Source organism: Streptomyces sp. NPDC030840 (assembly GCF_055572015.1).
Genome location: NZ_JBVIEE010000015.1, coordinates 87331 through 109339 on the forward strand (window position 1 = coordinate 87331; position 22009 = coordinate 109339).

At 71.1% G+C, this 22009-nt stretch carries 18 protein-coding genes; 7 read left to right on the forward strand and 11 right to left on the reverse strand.

The window, feature by feature from the left end; translation table 11 throughout:
• Window positions 1-11 precede the first annotated feature (11 nt).
• Window positions 12-563 (forward strand): GNAT family N-acetyltransferase, encoded by a 552-nt coding sequence (locus tag ACZ49J_RS28785; protein ID WP_467452874.1) that lies wholly within the window; start codon window positions 12-14, stop codon window positions 561-563.
• A gap of 135 nt (window positions 564-698) precedes the next feature.
• Window positions 699-1292: an isopentenyl-diphosphate Delta-isomerase gene (gene idi, locus ACZ49J_RS28790; RefSeq protein ID WP_467452875.1), complete on the forward strand. Its 594-nt coding sequence runs from the start codon at window positions 699-701 to the stop codon at window positions 1290-1292.
• Here the strand turns inward: idi and ACZ49J_RS28795 are convergent.
• Together ACZ49J_RS28795 and ACZ49J_RS28800 are read right to left on the reverse strand one after the other, a co-directional pair.
• A complete protein-coding gene (locus ACZ49J_RS28795; RefSeq protein WP_467453014.1) occupies window positions 1258-1857 on the reverse strand; it encodes an ATP-binding protein in 600 nt (199 codons plus the stop codon). The two genes, idi and ACZ49J_RS28795, sit on opposite strands and share 35 nt — an antisense overlap.
• Window positions 1858-2031: 174 nt before the next feature.
• On the reverse strand, window positions 2032-2649 hold the full coding sequence (locus ACZ49J_RS28800; RefSeq protein ID WP_467452876.1) for an HdeD family acid-resistance protein: 618 nt from the start codon (window positions 2647-2649) through the stop codon (window positions 2032-2034).
• 65 nt (window positions 2650-2714) lie between these two features.
• Between ACZ49J_RS28800 and ACZ49J_RS28805 the strand changes: the two genes are divergently transcribed.
• Window positions 2715-3452, forward strand: coding sequence for an enoyl-CoA hydratase/isomerase family protein (locus ACZ49J_RS28805; RefSeq protein WP_467452877.1), 738 nt, complete (start codon window positions 2715-2717; stop codon window positions 3450-3452).
• A gap of 23 nt (window positions 3453-3475) precedes the next feature.
• On the opposite strand, the gene ACZ49J_RS28810 is transcribed toward ACZ49J_RS28805, so the two are convergent.
• Window positions 3476-4111 (reverse strand): DJ-1/PfpI family protein, encoded by a 636-nt coding sequence (locus ACZ49J_RS28810; protein ID WP_467452878.1) that lies wholly within the window; start codon window positions 4109-4111, stop codon window positions 3476-3478.
• A gap of 20 nt (window positions 4112-4131) precedes the next feature.
• Window positions 4132-5091, reverse strand: a complete 960-nt coding sequence (locus tag ACZ49J_RS28815) for a GlxA family transcriptional regulator (RefSeq protein WP_467452879.1) — start codon at window positions 5089-5091, stop codon at window positions 4132-4134.
• A 136-nt stretch (window positions 5092-5227) separates the two neighbouring features.
• Here ACZ49J_RS28815 and ACZ49J_RS28820 point away from each other — a divergent pair, with 136 nt between their 5' ends.
• The 3 genes from ACZ49J_RS28820 (at window position 5228) to ACZ49J_RS28830 (ending at window position 8799) form a co-directional block, all read left to right on the forward strand.
• Window positions 5228-6094: an SCO6745 family protein gene (locus ACZ49J_RS28820; protein ID WP_467452880.1), complete on the forward strand. Its 867-nt coding sequence runs from the start codon at window positions 5228-5230 to the stop codon at window positions 6092-6094.
• Window positions 6095-6198: 104 nt separating this feature from the next.
• Window positions 6199-6342, forward strand: a complete 144-nt coding sequence (locus ACZ49J_RS28825; protein WP_467452881.1) for an LPFR motif small protein — start codon at window positions 6199-6201, stop codon at window positions 6340-6342.
• A gap of 87 nt (window positions 6343-6429) precedes the next feature.
• Window positions 6430-8799: a Tex family protein gene (locus ACZ49J_RS28830; RefSeq protein ID WP_467452882.1), complete on the forward strand. Its 2370-nt coding sequence runs from the start codon at window positions 6430-6432 to the stop codon at window positions 8797-8799.
• Window positions 8800-9036: 237 nt separating this feature from the next.
• Here the strand turns inward: ACZ49J_RS28830 and ACZ49J_RS28835 are convergent, their stop codons facing one another.
• The 5 genes from ACZ49J_RS28835 to ACZ49J_RS28855 all read right to left on the reverse strand — a co-directional run bounded on the left by ACZ49J_RS28835 (window position 9037) and on the right by ACZ49J_RS28855 (window position 17147).
• A complete protein-coding gene (locus ACZ49J_RS28835; RefSeq protein WP_467452883.1) occupies window positions 9037-10677 on the reverse strand; it encodes an ABC-F family ATP-binding cassette domain-containing protein in 1641 nt (546 codons plus the stop codon).
• Between the two features lie 83 nt (window positions 10678-10760).
• Entirely contained in the window at window positions 10761-11783 is a 1023-nt protein-coding gene (locus tag ACZ49J_RS28840) for an oxidoreductase (RefSeq protein WP_467452885.1), read from the reverse strand.
• Window positions 11784-12061: 278 nt separating this feature from the next.
• Window positions 12062-13789 (reverse strand): BCCT family transporter, encoded by a 1728-nt coding sequence (locus tag ACZ49J_RS28845; RefSeq protein ID WP_467452886.1) that lies wholly within the window; start codon window positions 13787-13789, stop codon window positions 12062-12064.
• 83 nt (window positions 13790-13872) lie between these two features.
• The gene (locus ACZ49J_RS28850) at window positions 13873-15168 is read right to left on the reverse strand and encodes a M14 family metallopeptidase (protein ID WP_467452887.1); all 1296 of its coding nucleotides are present in this window, start codon (window positions 15166-15168) and stop codon (window positions 13873-13875) included.
• Window positions 15165-17147, reverse strand: a complete 1983-nt coding sequence (locus tag ACZ49J_RS28855) for a Xaa-Pro dipeptidyl-peptidase (protein ID WP_467452888.1) — start codon at window positions 17145-17147, stop codon at window positions 15165-15167. Before ACZ49J_RS28855 ends, ACZ49J_RS28850 begins: the two co-directional genes overlap by 4 nt.
• A gap of 226 nt (window positions 17148-17373) precedes the next feature.
• Between ACZ49J_RS28855 and ACZ49J_RS28860 the strand changes: the two genes are divergently transcribed.
• Window positions 17374-18867, forward strand: a complete 1494-nt coding sequence (locus tag ACZ49J_RS28860) for a M1 family metallopeptidase (protein ID WP_467452889.1) — start codon at window positions 17374-17376, stop codon at window positions 18865-18867.
• Between the two features lie 7 nt (window positions 18868-18874).
• Here the strand turns inward: ACZ49J_RS28860 and ACZ49J_RS28865 are convergent, their stop codons facing one another.
• The gene (locus ACZ49J_RS28865) at window positions 18875-19351 is read right to left on the reverse strand and encodes a F0F1 ATP synthase subunit B family protein (protein ID WP_467452891.1); all 477 of its coding nucleotides are present in this window, start codon (window positions 19349-19351) and stop codon (window positions 18875-18877) included.
• 440 nt (window positions 19352-19791) lie between these two features.
• Entirely contained in the window at window positions 19792-21966 is a 2175-nt protein-coding gene (locus tag ACZ49J_RS28870; RefSeq protein ID WP_467452892.1) for a 3-hydroxyacyl-CoA dehydrogenase NAD-binding domain-containing protein, read from the reverse strand.
• Window positions 21967-22009 lie beyond the last annotated feature (43 nt).

Here is a 22009-nt window from a genome sequence, read left to right on the forward strand (position 1 = left end):
GGGTTTTCACGTTGACCGACACCATCGACAACTCCGAACACATCCCGCAGCCGCCCGTCTCGTGGCACACGCGCCCGGAGGCCCCCGCCGACCGTGCCGAGGTGTACGAGCTGACGGCCGCTGCCTTCGGCAGGGCGGAGGAGGCGGACCTGGTGGAGGCGCTGCGCGCCGATCCCGGGGCCTGGCTGCCGGGCCTCTCGTACGTCGCCGAGGGTCCGGACGGCGCCGTCGCGGCTTACGCGCTGATCACCCGCTGTCACGTCGACGAGGTGCCAGCGCTCGCGCTCGCGCCCGTCGCCGTACGGCCCGAGTGGCAGCGGCGGGGAGCGGGAGCGGCCGTCGTGCGCGCGGTGCTGGAGGCCGCACGGGGGCGCGGTGAGCGGCTCGTGCTCGTGCTCGGGCACCCGGAGTACTACCCGCGCTTCGGCTTCCTGCCCGCTTCGGAGTACGGCATCCGGCCCGGATTCGACGTGCCGGACGAGGCGATGATGGCGCTCGTCCTGAGCCGTTCCGCGTCCGTGGCACCGGGCACGATCAGGTATCCCGCCGCTTTCGGCGTCTGATCCGCGGCCCGTCCGAGCGGCTCGCGTGTCCCGCTCCGGGGTGCCGGGGCGGGACATGCGGGGTGGCGCGAAGTGCCGGGAGTGCCGGTTTCGTACGGCAGACTTGAGACTCGACGAACGAGGCGAAGGACGGGCATGCCGATCACACCTGCCACCGCGATGCACAGTTCACAGAACGGCGCCGCGGAAGCGATCCTGCTGGAACTGGTCGACGAGGACGGCACCACCATCGGCACGGCGGAGAAGCTGGCCGCCCACGAACCGCCCGGGCAACTGCACCGGGCCTTCTCCGTGTTCCTCTTCGACGAGCGCGGACGGCTGCTGCTCCAGCAGCGCGCCCTCGGCAAGTACCACTCCCCCAGCGTCTGGTCGAACACCTGTTGCGGCCACCCGTACCCCGGCGAGGCGCCCTTCGCGGCGGCGGCCCGGCGGACGTACGAGGAGCTCGGGGTCTCCCCGTCGCTGCTCGCCGAGGCGGGCACCGTCCGCTACAACCACCCGGATCCGCACTCGGGCCTGGTGGAGCAGGAGTTCAACCACCTCTTCGTGGGCCTGGTGCAGTCCCCGCCGCGGCCCGACTCCGAGGAGGTCGGGGCGACGGCCTTCGTGACGCCCGGTGAACTGGCGGAGCGGCATGCGAAGGATCCGTTCTCGTCCTGGTTCATGACCGTGCTGGACGCGGCGCGGCCGGCGGTCAGGGAGCTGACGGGCCCGTCCGCGGGCTGGTAGCCGGGGCGGCCTGGGCGAGGCGCACGGGGTACAGCGGTACGGTGGCCCAGATCACCTTGCCGCCGCTCGCGGTGTGCTCGACGTCGCACAGGCCGCCCGCCTCCCGGGCGATCTCCCGGACCAGTAACAGCCCCCGGCCGCCGGTCCGGGCGTGGTCGGCCTCCAGGGCGGTCGGCCGGTAGGGGTGGTTGTCCTCCACCGCGACGCGCACCCAGTCGGCTCCGACGGCCACCTCCACGGCGATCGTCGGCGACAGCAGGGCCGCGTGTTTGACCGCGTTGGTCACCAGTTCGGAGACGATCAGCAGCAGCCCGTGCCCCAGGTCAGCCGTGACGGGCACACCCTGGCGGGCGAGCAGGTCACGGACGGCTCGTCGCGCCCGTGGCACCGAGGCGTCGACAGCCGGGGCGGTGAACCGCCAGACTCCTTCGTACGGCAGTGGCCCTGACGGCAGTGGCCCTGACGGCAGTGATTCTGGCGGCAGTGGTCCCGGCGGCCGGTGGCCGGGGGGCGCCTCCCGGCCGCCCTCAGGGCTGGGGCTCGGCCCTCGCCCTTGGTCGTCCATCGTCCGATCGCCGCCCTTGCGCTCGATTGTCACCACACGTCGAGTGTTGGGAACGCATAAGTGCGGACCGGAGCACTGAACACAAGTCAGCGGGTATCGACGCCTTCGCACCTGTCCGTGAACGGCACGGTCGGCGCCGCGACCACCCCTGTTCTCCTCGTGTCGCCTTCGGAGTTATTCGGGTTGTACGCGTTTGACGCCGGGCTCGCCCGGTTTCCTCTCGGAGGCCAGCCGGTCCGAGACCATGCCGACGATGCGCCGCCCGCCGTACCCGGTCGCGATCAGACCGAGTCCGTCGAAGAGCAGCGCGAGTGAGAACAACGTGCCCATGACGTACTTGCTGCTCGGCCAGGAGGCCAGCACCACGATGCCGAGGAGCAGCCCGAAGGCGCCCTGCAGGAGGGTCCAGCCGAACTGCGAGCCGCGCACCACGAGGCTGCCGATCACCCGGAACACCCCGCCGGTCAGGAACAGCAGCGCGCCGAACATGGCGAGGGCCTCGGCCCCCGCCTCGGGCCGGCGGATCATGACCACGCCTGCCGCTATGTTCAGGGCGGCGACCACCACGCCGAGCCAGAAGAAGTTGGTGCCGCGGGCCTGGACGGCGTGCAGCAGACCGACCACACCGCCGGTCAGCAGCAGCCAGCCGTAGAGCAGCATCGAGGTCAGGGTGGCGATCCCGGTGTAGCAGAGTCCCACGAGTCCCGCGAGCACCAGGACCACGCCGAGGGCGCCGATCCAGCCGAAGCCGAGGCGCAGCCCGGCGGTCTCGTCACGCTTCGTCCGTGTCATCGGGCCCTCCTCACGCCGGGCCCCTTCTTGATCGTACGTGCGCGGGTGGCGGATAGCATCCGCGTATGGAGCTGCTGCACGGCGTCGCGGACGGGGTCGCCACCGTCGTCATCCACCATCCGGCCAAGCGCAACGCGATGACGGCCGGGATGTGGCGGGCGCTGCCGCCGCTGCTCGACGAGCTGGCCGCCGACCCAGGCGTACGGGTGCTCGTGCTCACCGGCGAGGGCGGGACCTTCTGCGCCGGTGCCGACATATCGACGCTGCGGGGCTCGCCGGACGAGGCGCAGGGGCTCGCCGGGCTCGCCGAGGAGGCGCTCGCCGCCTTCCCGAAGCCCACGCTGGCGGCGATCCGCGGGTACTGCGTGGGCGGCGGGTGCCAGCTCGCGGCGGCCTGCGATCTGCGGTTCGCGCAGGAGGGCTCGCTGTTCGGGGTGACTCCGGCGAAGCTGGGGATCGTCTACCCGGCCTCCTCCACCCGGCGGCTGGTGTCGCTGGTGGGACCCGGGGCTGCCAAGTACCTGCTCTTCTCCGGGGAGTTGATCGACGCGGAGCGGGCGCTGCGGACGGGGCTGGTGGACGAGGTGGTGCCGGAGGGAGAACTCGGCAAACGGGTCGGGGAGTTCACGCGGGTGCTGGTCTCCCGCTCGCAGTTGACGCAGGCGGCGGCCAAGGAGTTCGCGAACGGCCGGGCGGACCGGGACGTCCACTGGGCCGAGCAGGCGCGCGGGAGCGGCGACACCGCCGAGGGCGTCGCCGCGTTCCTGGAGCGCCGGGCGCCCCGGTTCACCTGGAGCCCGTGAGCTCCCGTGCCGCGCCGGGCGTCCTACGTCAGCACGAAGCGGCTCTTGCCTCGGAACTCCTCCACGAGGTGCGCGGGGGCCTTCTGCGGTGAGCCCGCGTCGTAGGGCGGCTGCGGGTCGTACTCCGTCAGCAGCTGCACAGCCTGGGCGTGCTCGTCGCCCGCGATCCGGCCGAGCAGGGTCAGACCCATGTCGATCCCGGAGGAGACGCCGGCCGCGGTGACGTACTTGCCGTCGGTCACCACCCGCTCCCCCGTGGGCTCGACGCCGAACTGCTCGAGGAAGCCGAGCGCCAGCCAGTGGGAGGTCGCGCGCCGGCCCTGAAGAAGCCCGGCGGCGGCGAGCAGCAGGGAGCCGGTGCACACGGACGTCGTCCACAGGCTCGTGCGGTCGGCGGTGCGCAACCAGTCGAGGAGGGTCTCGTTCTCCATCTGCGGCGTCTGCCCGGGACCACCCGGGACCACCACGATGTCGGGATGCGGCACTTCGGCCAAGGCCCTGTCGGCGGTGATCGCCAGGGCGCCCGTGTCGGTGCGGACGGGGCCGGTCTCCTCGGCGACGAAGACGGTCTCCGCGTCCGGGAGACGGCCGAGGGTCTCGTAGGGGCCGACGGCGTCGAGGGCGGTGAAGCGGTCGTAGAGAACGATCGCGATCTGCATGCTTTTCCCTTCGGTTGCCTTCAGTGGGTGGGCGCGGGTGCCGGGCGGAAGCGCCGCCGGTACTCCGCCGGTGCCGCGCCGAGCGTCCTGAGGAAGGCGCGACGCATGGCTTCGGGGGTGCCGTAGCCGCAGGCGCGGGAGATCTCCTCGACGCCGTCGGCGGTGTCCTCCAGGAGGCGGCGGGCGTGTTCGAGACGCACGCGGTCGACGTAACGGCCGGGCGTCATCCCGGTCTCGGCCTGGAAAGCGCGGGCGAAGTGGCGGGGCGAGAGACGGGCGCGGGCGGCGAGCGACTCGACGCTCAGGTCGTCGCCGGGGTTCTCGGTGATCCACTGCTGGACCTCGCGCAACGGCTCCCGCCGGGCCGTCTGCGCGGCGAGCTGGGCGCTGAACTGGGACTGGTTGCCGGGCCTCCGGAGGAAGACGACCAGGTGACGGGCGATGGTGAGCGCGGTGTCCCGGTCGAGGTCCTCCTCGACGAGCGCGAGGGCGAGGTCGATGCCGGAGGTGACACCGGCGGAGGTGGCGATGTTTCCGTCGCGTACGTAGATGGGGTCCGGGTCGACCTCGATCCCGGGGTGATCCCGGGCGAGCTTGTCGCAGTACGCCCAGTGGGTCGTGGCCCGGCGCCCCTCCAGGAAGCCCGCCTCGGCGAGCAGGATCGCGCCGGTGCACACCGAGACGAGGCGCTTCGCGCGCGGGCCGTGCTCACGCAGCCATGCGACGAGGGCCGGTGCGGGGCGGCGGGTGCCCTGACCGCCCGGGACGAGCAGGGTGTGCGGGGCGGGGGCGTCGGCGAGGGCGTGGTCCGGGACGAGCGTGAGGCCGCTGCTGGTGCGTACGGGGGCGCCGTCCAGGGAGGCCGTCCGAATGCGGTACGTCCCGGGGCGGGCCAGTTCGGCGCCGTTGAAGACCTCCACGGGGCCCGTGACGTCGAGACTCTGCACGTCGTCGAAGAGGACGACCAGAACGGTTCGCATGCCTTTGATTCTTGACGGGCGGGGCGATGGCCGCAATGACGGGTTCCCCACCTTTTCTGCCACGAGCACGCCCGGCGACATCCCCCGGCGCCCCGCCCCTTCAAACACATACCTACCAGTCGGTAGTCTCGGGGTCATGACGACATCTCTTCCCGAGCAGGCCGGACGGCGCTGTCACCACGTCCTCAATCCCTTTCACGCGACGCACTACTTCTCACCGGATCTCCGGCGCGAGCTGGCCGCCGTCGGGGTCGAGGACGCCGACGCGGCGTACTTCGCGGTGCGGGCCGCCGCGATGGGGCCGGTGACCGCGGGCGTCGTGACGGCCACGTTCTTCAACTTCCGGTACGAGCTGGTGGCGCGGCACGTGCCCGCGGTGTGGGAGAGCGCGTCCCCTTCGACCGTGCTCGCCGCGCGCCTGCGCGCCGTGGACTCCACGCTGCGGCGGCAACTCGGCGAGGAGGTGCTCGCCTCCAAGGAGGTGGCCGAGGCCGCCGAGCTGGCGCTGCGCGCGACCGAGGCGTGCGGCAGGACCGCGCGCCCCCTGTATGCCGCGCACGCCGATCTGCCGGTGCCGGACGAGCCGCACCTGGCGTTGTGGCACGGGGCGACCCTGCTGCGCGAGCACCGGGGCGACGGCCATCTGGCGGTCCTGCTGGACGCGGGCCTCGACCCCGTGGAGGCCCTGGTGAGCCACACCGCGACGGGCAGGGGCATGACGCCGAAGTGGCTGCTGAGGACACGCGGCTGGGGGCGGCAGGACCTGGACGCGGCGGTGGACCGGCTGCGGGAGAGGGGCCTGCTGGACGCCGGGGGCGAGCTGACGGAGGCGGGCACCGCACTGCGCCAGGAGATAGAGGCCGAGACGGACCGGCTCGACCGGGCACCGTACGAGCACCTGGGCGCGGCCGGCGTGGCACGGCTGACCGAGCTGACCGGCGCGTTCGTGACGACGGCTGTCGCGGCGGGCGCGTTCCCGAAGGACATGATCGGCAAGGGCTGAGGCGGCTCGGTCCCGCTGCGTGTGGTGGGCGTGGGCATGACCGGGCGGACACGCGGTACCCGTGGTCTTCCGGCCGTAAGGGCCGGAGACGAAAGGAGAGTTACGTGTTCCGTGCGATCGCAGACGTGTTGCGGCAGATCGGGGCGGCCATCGCCACGGTGGTGACGCTGCCGTTCCGCGCCGTGGCCCGGCTCCTCGGCGGAGTGTCGGGGTCGGCGCGGCGCGGTGGACGGGCTCGCCGCGTCTGACCGCCATCATCACGCCCTGCTCCTCGTTTGTCGGTGCCGCCTGCCACAATTGCCGCGCAACCTCAGTGAAGAAGGCGGTACGGGATCGTGACGACACCCCTCGTAGGGTCCATCGAAGGCAGGATCGCCGAGGAGCTCGGCGTACGGGAGCGGCAGGTGAAGGCCGCGGTGGAACTGCTCGACGGCGGTTCGACCGTGCCCTTCATCGCCCGCTACCGCAAGGAAGCGACCGAGATGCTCGACGACGCGCAGCTGCGCACGATCGAGGAGCGGCTGCGCTATCTGCGGGAGCTGGAGGAGCGGCGGACGGCGATCCTGGACTCGGTGCGCGAGCAGGGCAAGCTGACGCCCGAGGTCGAGGCGCAGATCCGCGGCGCCGAGACCAAGGCCCGGCTCGAGGACATCTACCTGCCGTTCAAGCCGAAGCGGCGCACCAAGGCGCAGATCGCCCGCGAGGCCGGGCTGGAGCCGCTGGCCGAGGGACTGCTGGGCGACCCCACGGTCGAGCCGCTCGCGGCCGCCGCGGCGTTCGTGGACGCCGACAAGGGCGTCGCCGACCCGCAGGCCGCCCTCGACGGCGCCCGGGCGATCCTCACCGAGCGGTTCTCGGAGGACGCCGACCTGATCGGTGAGCTGCGGGAGCGCATGTGGGTGCGCGGGCGGCTGGCCGCCAAGGTGAAGGAGGGCAAGGAGGAGGCGGGCGCCAAGTTCGCCGACTACTTCGACTTCGCCGAGCCGTTCACGGAGCTGCCCTCGCACCGCGTCCTCGCCATGCTGCGCGGCGAGAAGGAGGACGTCCTCGACCTCGTCCTGGAGCCCGAGGAGCCCACGGACGGCCCGTCGTCGTACGAGGGGATCGTGGCGAACCGCTTCGGGATCGCCGACCGCGGGCGCCCCGCCGACAAGTGGCTGACGGACACCGTCCGCTGGGCCTGGCGCACCCGGATCCTCGTGCACCTCGGTATCGATCTGCGCCTCAGGCTGCGTACGGCCGCCGAGGACGAGGCGGTCAACGTGTTCGCGGCGAACCTGCGCGACCTGCTGCTCGCCGCCCCCGCGGGCACGCGCGCGACGCTCGGCCTCGACCCGGGCTTCCGTACGGGCGTGAAGGTCGCCGTGGTCGACGCGACCGGCAAGGTCGTGGCCACCGACGTGATCTATCCGCACGTCCCGGCCAACAGGTGGGACGAGGCCCTCGCCAAGCTCGCCCGGCTCGCCAAGGAGCACGCGGTCGAGCTGGTCGCGATCGGCAACGGCACGGCGTCGCGCGAGACGGACAAGCTCGCCGGTGAACTCATCGCCAAGCACCCGGAGTTGAAGCTCACCAAGGTGATGGTGTCCGAGGCGGGCGCGTCGGTGTACTCGGCGTCGGCGTTCGCCTCGCAGGAACTGCCGGGGATGGACGTGTCGCTGCGCGGCGCCGTCTCGATCGCGCGCCGTCTGCAGGACCCCCTCGCCGAGCTGGTGAAGATCGACCCGAAGTCGATCGGCGTCGGGCAGTACCAGCACGACCTGTCCGAGGTGAAGCTGTCGCGGTCGCTGGACGCGGTGGTCGAGGACTGTGTGAACGGTGTGGGCGTCGACGTCAACACAGCGTCCACGCCGCTGCTCGCCCGGGTGTCGGGCATCTCGTCCGGGCTGGCCGAGAACATCGTGGCGCACCGGGACGCCAACGGCCCGTTCAAGTCCCGCTCGGAGCTGAAGGGCGTGGCACGGCTCGGCCCCAAGGCGTACGAGCAGTGCGCGGGGTTCCTGCGGATCCGGGGCGGTGACGATCCGCTGGACGCGTCGAGCGTGCACCCCGAGGCGTACCCGGTGGTCCGGCGGATGGTGAAGCAGTCGGGCAGCGAAGTGGCCTCACTGATCGGCAACACGGCGGTGCTGCGGTCGCTGAAGCCGGGTGACTTCGTGGACGAGACGTTCGGTCTGCCGACGGTGACGGACATCCTGAAGGAGCTGGAGAAACCGGGGCGCGATCCGCGGCCCGCCTTCAAGACGGCCACCTTCAAGGAGGGCGTCGAGAAGATCTCCGACCTGTCGTCCGGGATGGTGCTGGAGGGCGTCGTCACGAACGTAGCGGCGTTCGGAGCGTTCGTGGACGTCGGTGTCCACCAGGACGGGCTCGTGCATGTCTCCGCGATGTCGAAGACGTTCGTGAAGGATCCGCGGGACGTGGTGAAGCCCGGTGACATCGTCAAGGTGAAGGTGCTGGACGTCGACATCCCGCGCAAGCGCATCTCGCTGACGCTGCGGCTGGACGACGAGGCTGCTCCGCAGGAGCGGTCCTCCGGTGGCGGGGGGCGGCAGCAGCGTGGGGGGCGGGCGCCTCAGCAGCGGCAGGGGCGTGGCGGCGGCGGAGGTGCCGGCGGCGGGTCACGGCAGGCGGCCGCGCCGGCGAACAGTGCGATGGCGGATGCGTTGCGGCGGGCGGGGCTGGTGGATCCGAAGCGGCGGTGACGGTGGTGAGGTGTGCGGCGGGTTTGTTTCGCCCCCGCCGCCCCTACCCGTCCCATCCCCGGGGGCTGCGCCCCATGCCCCCCGGGGGGGGTATCTGACGTGGGTGGGGTGTGTGCGGGTGGGTGGGGGCTGGTCGCGCAGTTCCCCGCGCCCCTTTTGGCCTTGCGGCCTCGTCCTCAAACGCCGGACGGGCTGAAAAAATCAGCCCGTCCGGCGTCTGCTGCCCGCACCGGTTCCCTAGCGTTCCGTCACCTTGCCCTCGGCCACCTCGAAGCGCCTCGTCACCCGTACCGCGTCCAGCATCCGGCGGTCGTGCGTCACCAGCAGCAGGGTGCCCTCGTACGCGTCCAGGGCCGACTCCAGTTGCTCGATGGCGGGGAGGTCGAGGTGGTTGGTCGGCTCGTCGAGAACCAGGAGGTTGACGCCCCGGCCCTGGAGCAGGGCGAGCGCGGCCCGGGTGCGCTCGCCCGGTGACAGGGTGGCCGCCGGGCGCAGCACGTGGTCCGACTTCAGCCCGAACTTGGCCAGGAGGGTGCGCACCTCGACCGGCTCGGTGTCGGGTACGGCCGCGCGGAACGCGTCGAGCAGTGACTCGGAGCCGTGGAACAGCCCGCGGGCCTGGTCGACCTCGCCGACCAGGACGCCCGAGCCGAGGGAACCGTGGCCGGCGTCCAGCGGAACGCGGCCCAGCAGCGCGCCGAGCAGCGTCGACTTGCCCGCGCCGTTCGCGCCCGTCACGGCCACCCGGTCCGCCCAGTCGAGCTGGAGGGACACGGGACCGAGCACGAAGCCGCCGCGGCGCACCTCGGCGTCCCGCAGGGTCGCGACGACGGCGCCCGAGCGCGGAGCGGCCGCGATGCTCATCCGCAGCTCCCACTCCTTGCGCGGTTCCTCGACGACGTCGAGCCGCTCGATCATGCGCTGGGTCTGCCGCGCCTTCGCCGCCTGCTTCTCGCTCGCCTCGCTGCGGAACTTGCGGCCGATCTTGTCGTTGTCGTTGCCCGCCTTGCGGCGTGCGTTCTTGACGCCCTTGTCCATCCAGGCACGCTGCGTCTGGGCGCGCTCCTGGAGGGCCGCTTTCTTGTCGGCGTACTCCTCGTAGTCGTCGCGCGCGTGACGGCGGGCGGTCTCGCGTTCCTCCAGGTAGGCCTCGTAGCCGCCGCCGTAGAGGTTGATCTGTCCCTGCGCGGGGTCCAGTTCGAGGACCTTGGTGACCGTGCGGGTCAGGAACTCGCGGTCGTGGCTGACGACGACGGTGCCGGCGCGCAGCCCGCTCACGAAGCGTTCGAGTCGTTCCAGCCCGTCCAGGTCCAGGTCGTTGGTGGGCTCGTCGAGGAGGAAGACGTCGTAGCGGGACAGCAGCAGGGAGGCGAGACCCGCCCGCGCGGCCTGGCCGCCCGAGAGGCCCGTCATCAGCTGGTCCAGGCTCACCGTCAGCCCCAGCGATTCGGCGACCTCCTCCGCCCGCTCGTCGAGGTCGGCGCCGCCCAGGGCGAGCCAGCGCTCCAGGCTCGTCGCGTACGCGTCGTCGGCGCCGGGCGCCCCGTCGACGAGCGCCTGCGTGGCCTCGTCCATGGTGCGCTGGGCCGCGGCGACGCCCGTACGGCGGGCCAGGAACTCCCGTACCGTCTCGCCCTCCCGCCGCTCCGGCTCCTGGGGCAGGTGCCCCACGGTCGCGGTGGGCGGGGAGAGCCGCAGCTCCCCCTGCTCCGGCGTGAGCAGCCCGGCGAGCATGCGGAGCAGCGTGGACTTGCCCGCACCGTTGGCACCGACGAGCCCGATCACGTCGCCGGGCGCGACGACGAGATCGAGCCCGGAGAACAGGGAGCGGTCGCCGTGTCCGGCGGAGAGGTTCTTGACGACGAGGGTGGCGGTCACAGGTGGCGATCCTAACGACCACGCGAGCCGGGCGGCCGAGAGCCCGTTGCCGCGGCCGCGGTCCCCGTCCCCCTCGCGCTCCCTCAGCGCGCCATCTGCTCCACCAGCACGCTTCCCGATGACCGCGCCACCACGAACGACTCGCCCTTGACGGCCTTCCCGTCCAGTGCGATGCGGTGGCGGCCCGCCGGGAGGATGCCGTCGAAGACCTCGTACGTGTGGGTGCGGTACAGCCGGTCCAGGCGGTACGCGGTCACCTGGACACGGCAGGTGGACGTGACCTCGACACCCGCCTCGCCACCGGAGGCGACCAGCCGGGTCAGGCGGCGCCGGTCCGGCGGGCTGCGGTCCAGCGCGTTCTCGATCTGGGCCACGAGCAGCGGGATGATCGGGGCGAGCCCGTCGACGTACGCGACCTCGACTCCGGCTCTCTCGAACGTCCCCCGTACGGCCGCGCGCTGTTCCTCTCCCACGGCACGGCCGAAGGCCACCGCGCCGTAGGTGCGCAGCTCGTCCGGGGGCACGTGGGTGATGTCGTGGGTGATCTCCGCACCGATGCCGATGGTGCGCAGGGCCGCGGCGAGTTTGGCGAGGACCGCGACGCGGGCTCCGATGAGCAGCACGCGGCGGCGGGCCGAGGAGTCGTCCCCGCTCAAGAGGGACCGCAGCGCGCCACGGTACTCCGGGCCGTGGAAGCGGAACGGGCCGATGCCGTGGTAGCCGTTCCGCTCCAGGTCGGCCGTCTCCTCGGTCTGCCAGGCGAAGTCGCGCCACACGTAGTCGTCGCCGTCGTGTTCTATGACCGCCGTGACGGCCCCGCAGGTGAGGTCCTCGCACTCGGGGCAGCCGTAGATGACGTACCGGCCGTCGTTCAGCGGTGCGTCGGCCTCCAGGAGCAGGCTGCGCACCTGGGCGGTGAAGATCGAGGGCGGGACGTCGGAGGCGAGCGGGGAGACGGCGTCGAGGTCGGAGAGCTGGAACAGCAGCGGGCGTCCGTCGACGATGAAGTCGACGAAGTCCCGGTGCGCTTGGTAGTCACCGTTGGCGAGGACGCCACCGGCACGCATCGCCGGTGCCAGGCCGAAGGTCGCGTACTCGGCAGACATGGTGTGAGTATCCCCAGACGGGGAGCAATGTGAGCACGGCATGACACATTCCGCATGCGTCTCCCCACGGCAGGGGGCGCGGTCGCGACCTCTGCCGTGGGGAGGAACGTACGCATGGTCGAGGGCGTAGCAGGCGGGACCAGGGTGGACGCGCCCCGCGAAGGGCGCGGGAACTGCGCGATCAGCCACGACGCAGCGGCAGCTGACCACGCGGTTCCCCGGTCCCTACTTCCCCGGCCCACAGCTCCCCGTCCCGCAGCGGAGCGCGAACGTGGAGGTCAGTGGCGGTGGCCGATCGGGTCGCCCTCCGTCTCCGTCCCCTGGCCGGGGCCGACCTTGATCTCGAAATCGCCGTCGTACTTCTTGTGGCCCTCGATGACGGCGAGTTCGACCGCCTCGGAGGCCATGTCCTCGCGCACCATGACCGGATCACGGCGCAGGTCGCGCATGAGGGCGACGCACATGCCGATCATCACGAGGACGAAAGGCGCGGCGGCGAGGATCGTGAGGTTCTGCAGGCCGGTGAGCGCGTCGCCCTGCCCGCTGCCGACGAGCAGCATGATCGCGGCGACGGCTCCGGTGACGACTCCCCAGAACACGACGACGAAGCGGCCGGGTTCGAGCGCGCCCTTCTGGGAGAGCGTCCCCATCACGATGGACGCGGCGTCGGCGCCGGACACGAAGAAGATGCCGACGAGGATCATCACGAGCAGGCTGGTGACCGTGGCGATGGGGTAGTCGTGGAGGACGGCGAAGAGCTGGCCCTCCGCGGTGGACTCGTCGCCGAGACGGCCGAGTTCCTGCTGCTTCATCGCCGTGCCGCCGAAGATCGCGAACCAGACGAGGCTGACGGAGCTGGGGACCAGGATCACGCCACCCACGAACTGGCGGATGGTACGGCCGCGGCTGATACGGGCGATGAACATGCCGACGAACGGCGTCCAGGAGATCCACCAGGCCCAGTAGAAGACGGTCCAGCTGCCCAGCCAGTCCGCGACGCCCTTGCCACCGGACGCCTCGGTGCGGCCCGCGAGCTGGGGCAGGTCACCGAGGAAGGAGAAGACCGAGGTCGGCAGCAGGTCGAGGATCACGATGGTCGGTCCGGCGACGAACACGAAGACGGCGAGCAGCAGCGCCAGCACCATGTTGGTGTTGGACAGCCACTGGATGCCCTTCTCCACGCCGGACACCGCCGAGGCGACGAAGGCCACGGTCAGGACGGCGATGATGGCCACCAGGAGTCCGGTGCTCACCTTGCCCATCCAGTCCAGCTCCTGGACGCCGGAGCCGATCTGGAGCGCGCCGAGGCCGAGGGAGGCCGCGGAGCCGAAGACGGTGGCGACGATCGCCAGGATGTCGATGACGCGCCCACCGGTTCCGTTCGCGTGCTTCTCGCCGATCAGCGGGGTGAAGACGGCGCTGATCGTCTGGCGGCGGCGCTTGCGGAACGTGCTGTACGCGATGCCGAGGCCGACCACCGCGTAGATCGCCCACGGGTGCAGCGTCCAGTGGAAGAGGGTGGTCGCCATCGCTGTCTCCATGCGCTCGCCGGAGCCCTGGGGACTGGTGCCCGGCGGGGGCGTGGTGTAGTGCGAGAGCGGCTCGCTGACACCGTAGAACATCAGGCCGATGCCCATGCCCGCGCTGAACATCATCGCGACCCAGGACACCGTGCGGAACTCGGGCTTCTCCCCCTCCGCCCCGAGGTGGATGCGGCCGTAGCGGCTGGCCGCGAGCCAGAGGGCGAACACCACGAAGCCGGAGGCGGTCAGCATGAAGGCCCAGCCACCGTTGTGGAGCAGCCCGCCCAGCATCTTCTTCGAGACCGTTTCGAGCGAGTCGGTCCAGACGGCGCCCCACAGGACGAAGGCCAGGGTGAGCGCCGCCGTCACGCCGAAGACGATCCAGTCCGTCTGCGGACGTCCGCCGCCCTGGAGACCCGCTTCCGATCCGGGAAGCGCGGGTGACTCGTGAGGACTGTGGGTGCGGTGTTGATCATGCGTCACAGGCGGAACCTTTCCCCGAATGGCTGGAACAGAGCTACTCCTTCCCGGAAAGCGCTACTGCATGTGACGCCGATATCAACTTTTCAACAGTCTGTATCGGGCTCCCCGACCGTCAGCCGGTACGGTGCCCGTTCGTCCAGCAGCAGCGGGACGAGAGCCCGCAGCGACTGCCGCAGGGAGACGAGTGTGCCGTCGCCGTCGTGGCGCACGCGGACGCCGTGCAGGGCGAGTGCGTCCTTCACGTCCGCGTACTGGGCGCCGGTGAGCCGGTAGCCGCAGGGCGGGTCCTGGATCACCTCGGCCGGTTCGGCGGGGTCGTTGTCGGCGCCCCCGACGTAGACCGGGCCGGTGTCCCGGTAGCCGGCGGCGCGGGCCGCCGCCGTGACCGCGTCGATACGCGCGCCGCGTTCGCCCGCGAAGCCGAACAGGCCCCCCAGAGCAGCGAGTTGGGAATTCACGCGGCGCCGGTTGTTGGCGGACTCCGTGACCGTGTCCGCCAGCGGCTCCACGCGGCTCTCGATGAGCAGTCCGACCGCGTGCTTGACGCCCGACATGTTGCGCAGGATGCGTTCCTGTCCGTCACCCGCGACCTGCCTGATCGGGTCGCCGGTCACGGGGTCGGTCCAGATGCCGTACGTGCCGGTGGTGTACCCGGCTGTCCGCGCGGCGGGCCGTACGTACGCCCGCGACAGGGTTTCGGCCTCCTCGTGGACGGCCGCGTCGGTGTTGAGGTTGCGCGGCCAGAGATCGAAGAGATCCTTGTCGTAGAACCGAGGTGTGGCGCCGTACTCGTGCAGGTCGTAGACGACGTCCGGCTTGCGGTCACGGATGACGGCGGCCATCGCGCGGGCCTCGGCCGTCCGCAGCGACAGGTGGTCGCGGTTGATGTCGACGCCGTCGCTGTTGCCGCGTGTGTCGGCGGCCCGGCCGTCGGGGTTGGCGGTGGGCACGACGAGCAGGGTGGTGCGCTCCAGGAACGCCCTGGTCGCCTTGTCCCTCGCGTACGCGAAGTCGCGGACCGTGGAGAGGCATGCCTCGCGGCCGGAGGGTTCGTCGCCGTGCTGGCTGCAGATCAGGAGCACGGTGCGGGTCGTGGGCCGGGTGCCGACGCGGACGAGTCGCAGCGGGCGGTCCTGCTTGGTGGTGCCGATACGGGTGACCGACACGCGGTCACTCGCCCGGTCCACGGCGGCCAGGAACTCCCCCTCCTCCGGCTGGCTGGTCCAGCGCGCACCACCGGTCTGCTCGAATCCGGTGCGCGGCGGGGCGTCCGTGGCCGGGGCCGCGTGCGCCGGGGCCGACAGCAGGGGGGCGGCCAGGACAGTGGTCAGGGCCGCGGCGATCACCGCGGCTGCGCGCGGTCGCGTACGGGTTTTCATTCGGCTCCCGGGATGCGGTGGGCGGTACGCGGTGCGCGGACACCGTCGAGGACGGGTGCGTCCGCAGTGGCGGTGGCCGGGGCGGCGGAGTACTTCGTCGCGTTCGCGAACGATTCGGCGCCGCCGACCAGCGGTACGCGCGCGGACGTACGGGCCAGGTCGAGCGTCAGCGTGGGTGTGGATGACGGAGGGTCGATGAGGTTCCTGTCGGTGCCCGCGACGATCAGGGCGAGGCGGTGGCCCTTCGGGACGACGTGGTCGCTGACGTGCAGGTCGAGCGTGATCGTGTACCGCTTGCCCGGGGTGAGCGGGGCGCCCGTGTGGTCCGAGGCGTGGTTGCCGAGGTCGGCCCAGCCCCGGCTGAAGACCGTGTGGTCGACGTCGGCGTTCTTGGCCCGCGTCTCCTTGAAGCAGGAGCTGTCGCCGGTGGTGCTCGGGCCCCAGCAGGTGCGGTCGGTGAGCGTCGTGATGCCCTCGGCCGGGTCGGCGTAGTCGCGGATGGTGTCCGGGCCCAGATCCACGAGGACCGCCGAGAGATGAGCGGTGGAGGTCGTGGGCGTCGCGGTGACGGTCACCTTGGAGGAGCCGGACAGCCGCAGCGCCTTGGTGAGGGGCTTGGTGACGAAGCCGGCCTTGTCGGGGGTGGACCGGTCGATTCCGGCCGCCCAGTCGGTCTCGCTGTGCGACGGGTCGTCCGTGAAGGTCTCGGTGCCCGAGCCGCGGCGCAGACCGAGGGTGCCGACGCCGGCCTGGGCGCCGGTGTCCGGGCGCAGGTTCACGGCCTGGGTGCTGCGGGGCGGCCACACACTCGACGTCACCCATGTGTCGGGGTGCCGCTCGATCTCGGCCATGGGCTCGTCGTCGACGCCGTTGTCGTAGCCGAGGAGTTCGTGGTCGAACCAGCGGTGCAGGGTGTCCACCCATGCCGCCCGACGGAAGTCGAACGGGTCGACATGCCCCGTCTGCGAGATCCAGATCTTGCGCTCGACACCGTTCTTCGCGAGGGCGTCCCACCACTGGCCGAAGTGCTTGGGGCGGACGTTGAGGTCCTGTTGGCCGTGGACGACGAAGACGCTGGCCTTCACTTTCCTCGCGTCCTTGACGTAGTCACGCTCGGTCCACAGCGGGGTCCAGTCACCGGTGCGCGGCGCTCCGTCGACGAGCTTGCGCTGGACCGCGGCGCACCTGGCGCGGGCGTCGGGGCTCTCGACACGGTCGGACAGCCAGTCGGGGCCGGAGTCGTACAGCGGGGCGCCCTTGGCGAAGTAGTAGTCGTACCAGGAGGAGATGGCGCTGATCGGGACGATGGTCTCCAGGCCCTCGACTCCGGTGGCGGCGACGCCGTTGGCGATGGTGCCGTCGTAGCTCTTGCCGATCATGCCGGTCCTGCCGTTGGTCCAGGTCGCCTGGGCGCGGCTGGTGCCGGTGCGGCTGGTGTAGCCCTTGGCGCGGCCGTTCAGCCAGTCGACGACCGCCTTCGCGGACTGGATGTCGGAGCGGCCACCGACGTCGACGCAGCCGTCGGAGCGGTTGGTGCCGGCGAGGTCGACTCCGACGAAGGCGTAGCCGCGGGGCACGAAGTAGTTGTCGTAGAAGAGCGGCATCTGGACGACGTCGCCGTTCGCGTCGTACGTCTTCTTCTGGCTCTCGTTGCCGCGCCCGCAGCAGGAGTAGTACGGGCTGGCATCCATGATCACGGGTATCTCGCGGCCCTGCTGGGCGGGTTCCCGGGGCCGGACGATGTCGACGGCGACACGGTCCGGCCTTCCGTCGCTGTCACCGTCGAGTCCGATGTCCACCCATACGGACTCACGGATGGCGTTCTCGTACGAGTAGACGGGCTTGCTCTGCCTGGGCGCGGATGCGGGTGCGCTGTGGGCGGCCGCCGGGGTCAGGCAGGTGGCCATCAGGACGGCCGTGGCCACCGTCGCGAGCGATCTCCAGGTCGTGAGGCGCCTGCGGCGCGCAGGTAAGGACATGCGCGGACGGTACTGCCGTCATGTCCCGTGCAAAAGACGGCCCTTTGGGGCAGGTGGGGCTCAATCGGGGTTTCGGCCAGAGGGTGGCCTGAAAGGTGTGCGAAAGGGATCACTCATGTCGGCCGAATGGCGATCGTGTGACACGGGGTGCGATGGACACGTCAGGTCCGGCAAGTGATGAATAGGCTCCGGACAGCCTTCGTGCCCCTACGACTTGGAGTCCCACGTGCACCGCAGACTGATCGCGCCGGGTGCGCTCGCCGTCTCCCTGCTGCTGGCGGTCCCGGCGTCGGCGGCCGACTACGAGCCCGGAGCGCCGGGGATCGGCGACCCCTACTACCCGGCGTACGGGAACGGCGGCTACGACGTCTCGCACTACGACCTCCGGCTCACGTACCGGCCGGCGACGGACACGCTGGAGGGCACGGCGACCCTCCTCGCCCGGACCACGCAGGACCTGTCCCGCCTCAACCTCGACTTCCTGCTGGACGTCAGGGAGGTGCGTGTCAACGGCACGAGGGCCTCCTTCGCCACGTCCGGCGAGCACGAGCTGGAGATCACCCCGAAGACGCCCCTGCCCAAGGGCACACCCGTCACGATCGTGGTGCGTTACAGCGGGGTGCCGTCGTCGAAGCAGGCGTACGGCTTCACCAGCTGGCACCGCACTCCGGACGGCGGGGTCGCCGCGAACGAGCCCGAGGCCGCCTGGTGGTGGTTCCCCAGTAACGACCATCCGCTCGACAAGGCCACGTACGACGTCTCGGTCGCCGTGCCCGACGGCACCCAGGCGATCTCCAACGGCACGCTGCAGTCGGTGACTTCACGCGCGGGCCGGACCCGCTACAGCTGGCGTTCCGACGAGCCGCAGGCCACGTATCTCGCCACCCTCGCGGTCGGGAAGTTCGACATCACGACCGGACGCTCCGAGAGCGGGATTCCGGTCATCAACGCGTACAGCAAGGACCTGGGCGACAACGCGGGCGCGGCGCGGGCCAGCGTCGAGCGGACGGGTGAGATCGCCGACTGGCTGGCCGGCTACTTCGGGCCGTATCCCTACGACGCGCTCGGCGGCTATGTCCCCGACGTGACCACCGGGTACGCGCTGGAGACCCAGACCCGGCCGTTCTACAGCCCGCGGCAGTTCGCGAACGGGTCCAACGTGTCCGTCGTGGTGCACGAGCTGGCCCACCAGTGGTACGGCGACCTGGTGTCCGTCGCCGGGTGGAAGGACATCTGGATCAACGAGGGCTTCGCGCGCTACGCGCAGTGGCTGTGGTCCGAGCACGAGGGTGAGGGGACGGCGCAGGAGCTCGCGGACCACGTGTACGCGTCGCATCCCGCCGACGACCCCTTCTGGACGGTCAGGCCCGGGGACCCGGGACCGGACAAGCAGTTCTACATCGCCGTGTACGACCGGGGTGCGCTGGCGCTTCAGGCGCTGCGGAACGAGATCGGTGACGAGCCGTTCTTCGCGGTCCTCAAGGGGTGGCCGGCGAAGTACGCCCACGGCAACGCGACGGTCGCGGACTTCCAGGCGTACGCCGAACAGGTGTCCGGGCGGTCGCTGGAGAATCTGTTCGACACGTGGCTGTACGAGCCGTCGAAGCCGGGGGCGCCCGCGGCACGTAGTGCGGGGGTCGCCGCTTCGCCGGGTTCGGGGGTCAAGGCGCCCACGTCATGGAAGAAGATCGCGGCGACGAATTCCGTGCACGATCACTGAGTGCGGGTCAGGGGCGTCGTTCGGCTTCGGCCGCGACCCGTTCGCCCAGGACCCGGCTCGCCAGTTCCGATGCCAACTCCGACGCGTACACGCGGAGTTCGGCCTCGGCTGCGAGCCGGTCGCACTCGATGCGGGCGCGGGCCGCGGCGAGGAGGGCGTCACGTTCTCGTTGTGCGTCCGTGCGGGCCGCGGCGAGAAGTGCGGTGCCCTCCTGCTGGGCCCGCTGACGGGTGCGGGCGGCTTCGTGGCGGGCCTCTGCGAGCACGGCTGCTGACTCGGCACGCTTCTGCTCCGCCAGGTCCCGGATCTCAGCCGCCCGTCCGGCGGTGCCCTTGGTCGCGTCCTCGCGGGCTTCGAACGCGCGGTCGATACGGGGGAGCAGCCGGGAGATGGTGAAGTGGACGAGGGCGAACAGCGTCAGTGCGACGAGCAGGTGCTCGACTCTCGGGTTCAACGGGCCGACGGGGAACGGGATCAGGTCCATACCCGTGGCTTACCCAGTCGTGTGGGGGAGCGTCGGGCATGCGCGGCCGTGGTGACCGTTGGCCGTCGGTCGTTCAGCCCATTGGCCGTGGGGGGAGTTTGAGCGGTCGCGGACGGTGAGGTGGTTCGCCCCCGCCGCCCCTACCCGTCCCATCCCCAGGGGCTCCGCCCCTTCGACCCCGGCCAAGGGGGCTGCGCCCCCTGGACCCCCGTCCTTTCGGGGCTCCGCCCCGGACCCCGTTTCGGGGGCCGGCCCCCGGACCCCCGCTCCTCAAACGCCGGAGGGGCTGGATGGTGCGGGGGCTCGTTTTCGTCGGGGCGCGGGGAACTGCGCGTTGTTTTGGGGGCGCGGGGAACTGCGCGACCAGCCAGACCCAACCCGCAGCCGACCACTCACCGCAGACACCCACCCCCTCACCCCCCGGAGGGGGGCACCGTCCGTCAGTCGTCCCCGAACCGCTCCCCCCTCTCCGCCTTGTCCACCAGCAACGCCGGCGGAGCGAACCGCTCCCCGTAACGCTCGGCGAGCTCCCGCGCGCGGGCGACGAATCCGGGCAGACCGCCGTCGTAGCCGTTGATGTACTGGAGGACCCCACCGGTCCAGCCGGGGAACCCGATCCCCAGGATGGAGCCGATGTTGGCGTCGGCGACGGACGTCAGGACGCCCTCCTCCAGCAGCCGGACGGTGTCCAGCGCCTCGGAGAAGAGCATGCGCTCCTGCATGTCCTCGAACGGGATCCGGTACCCCGGCTTGGTGAAGTGTTCCCGCAGGCCGGGCCAGAGCCTGCCGCGCTTGCCGTCCGGACCGTAGTCGTAGAAGCCCGCACCGCCACCACGCCCGGTGCGCCCGAACTCGTCGACCATGCGGTCGATGACCGCCTCCGCCGGGTGCGCGGTCCAGCTTCCGCCCGCCTCCTCCACCGCCCGCCTGGTCTCGTTGCGGATCTTGCGCGGGAGGGTGAGAGTCAGCTCGTCCATCAGCGAGAGGACCTTCGCCGGGTAGCCCGCCTGGCCCGCGGCCTGCTCGACCGACGCCGGCTCGATGCCCTCCCCGACCATCGCGACGCCTTCGTTGATGAAGTGTCCGATCACCCGGGACGTGAAGAAGCCGCGCGAGTCGTTGACGACGATGGGGGTCTTGTTGATCTGCCGGACGAGGTCGAAGGCCCGGGCCAGGGCCTCGTCACCCGTTCGCCTCCCCTTGATGATCTCGACCAGCGGCATCTTGTCGACCGGGGAGAAGAAGTGCAGGCCGATGAAGTCGCCCTGTCGCTCCACGCCCTCCGCCAGCGCGGTGATGGGCAGGGTGGAGGTGTTGGAGCACAGCAGGGCGTCCGGCGCGACGATGTTCTCGATCTCCTGGAACACCTTGTGCTTGAGCGCGGTGTCCTCGAAGACGGCCTCGATGACGGCGTCACAGCCGGCGAGGTCGGCCGGATCCGCGGTGGGCGTGATGCGGGCGAGCAGCGTGTCGGCCTTCTCCTTCGTGGTACGGCCCCTGGCGACCGCCTTGGCGCAGAGCTTCTCCGAGTAGCTCCTGCCCTTCTGGGCCGCCTCCACCGACACGTCCTTGAGGACGACCTCGATGCCCGCGCGGGCGCACGAGTAGGCGATGCCGGCGCCCATCATTCCGGCACCGAGCACGGCCACCTTGCGGACCTGCCGGGGTTCGATGCCCTGGGGGCGGTTGGCGCCGGAATTAACGGCCTGGAGGTCGAAGAAGAACGCCTGGATCATGTTCTTCGCCGTCTGGCCGGTGACCAGCTCGGTGAAGTAACGGGCCTCGATGACCTGCGCGGTCTCGAAGTCGACCTGCGAGCCCTCGACGGCCGCCGCGAGGATGTTGCGCGGCGCCGGGTAGGGCGCTCCGTTCAGCTGCTTCTTGAGGTTGGCGGGGAACGCGGGCAGGTTCGCCGCGAACTTCGGGTTGGCCGGGGTGCCACCGGGGATCCTGTAACCCTGCTTGTCCCAGGGCTGGTGGGACTCCGGGTTCGCGTCGATGAAGGCGCGGGCCCGGGCGAGCATCTCCTCGCGGGTGGCGGCCACCTCGTGGACGAGGCCGGTTTCGAGGGCACGCCGAGGGCTGTACTGGGTGCCCTGGAGGAGCACCTTCAGCAGGGCGTCCGCGATGCCCATCAACCGTACGGTGCGGGTGACGCCGCCGGCCGCCGGGAGGAGGCCCAACGTGACCTCGGGGAGGCCGATCTTCGAGCCGGGCGCGTCGAGGGCGACGCGGTGATGGCTGGCGAGGGCGATCTCGTACCCGCCGCCGAGGGCAGCGCCGTTGATGGCGGCCACCACCGGCTTGCCGAGCTTCTCGATGCGGCGCAGGGAGTTCTTGATCTCCATACCGGTGTCGAACACGTGCTGGGCGTGTTCCGGACCTGCCTGGATCATGTCCTTCAGGTCGCCGCCCGCGAAGAAGGTCTTCTTGGCAGACGTGTAGATGATCCCGCGGATCGAGTCCTTCTCCGCCTCCGCGCGGTCGGCGATGGCCTTGATGGAGGCCCTGAAGGCCTGGTTCATGGTGTTGGCGGACTGGTGGGGGTCGTCGAGGACGAGGGTGACGACGCCGGTGTCGTCCTGCTCCCAGCGGATGGTGGTGCTGTCGGTCATGGCAAGTCTCCGTTGAAGTCCGGTGAAGTCCGGTTGGTCCGCT

Bases quoted from the DNA above. Each gene is read 5' to 3' on its own strand.
- ACZ49J_RS28815 (WP_467452879.1), bottom strand. From the start codon at position 5,091: ATGCGAACCGTTCTGGTCGTCCTCTTCGACGACGTGCAGAGTCTCGAC.
- ACZ49J_RS28855 (WP_467452888.1), bottom strand. From the start codon at position 17,147: ATGTCCTTACCTGCGCGCCGCAGGCGCCTCACGACCTGGAGATCGCTC.
- ACZ49J_RS28800 (WP_467452876.1), bottom strand. From the start codon at position 2,649: ATGACACGGACGAAGCGTGACGAGACCGCCGGGCTGCGCCTCGGCTTC.
- ACZ49J_RS28810 (WP_467452878.1), bottom strand. From the start codon at position 4,111: ATGCAGATCGCGATCGTTCTCTACGACCGCTTCACCGCCCTCGACGCC.
- ACZ49J_RS28820 (WP_467452880.1), top strand. From the start codon at position 5,228: ATGACGACATCTCTTCCCGAGCAGGCCGGACGGCGCTGTCACCACGTC.
- ACZ49J_RS28805 (WP_467452877.1), top strand. From the start codon at position 2,715: ATGGAGCTGCTGCACGGCGTCGCGGACGGGGTCGCCACCGTCGTCATC.
- ACZ49J_RS28795 (WP_467453014.1), bottom strand. From the start codon at position 1,857: ATGGACGACCAAGGGCGAGGGCCGAGCCCCAGCCCTGAGGGCGGCCGG.
- ACZ49J_RS28865 (WP_467452891.1), bottom strand. From the start codon at position 19,351: ATGGACCTGATCCCGTTCCCCGTCGGCCCGTTGAACCCGAGAGTCGAG.
- ACZ49J_RS28850 (WP_467452887.1), bottom strand. From the start codon at position 15,168: ATGAAAACCCGTACGCGACCGCGCGCAGCCGCGGTGATCGCCGCGGCC.
- ACZ49J_RS28840 (WP_467452885.1), bottom strand. From the start codon at position 11,783: ATGTCTGCCGAGTACGCGACCTTCGGCCTGGCACCGGCGATGCGTGCC.
- ACZ49J_RS28870 (WP_467452892.1), bottom strand. From the start codon at position 21,966: ATGACCGACAGCACCACCATCCGCTGGGAGCAGGACGACACCGGCGTC.
- idi (WP_467452875.1), top strand. From the start codon at position 699: ATGCCGATCACACCTGCCACCGCGATGCACAGTTCACAGAACGGCGCC.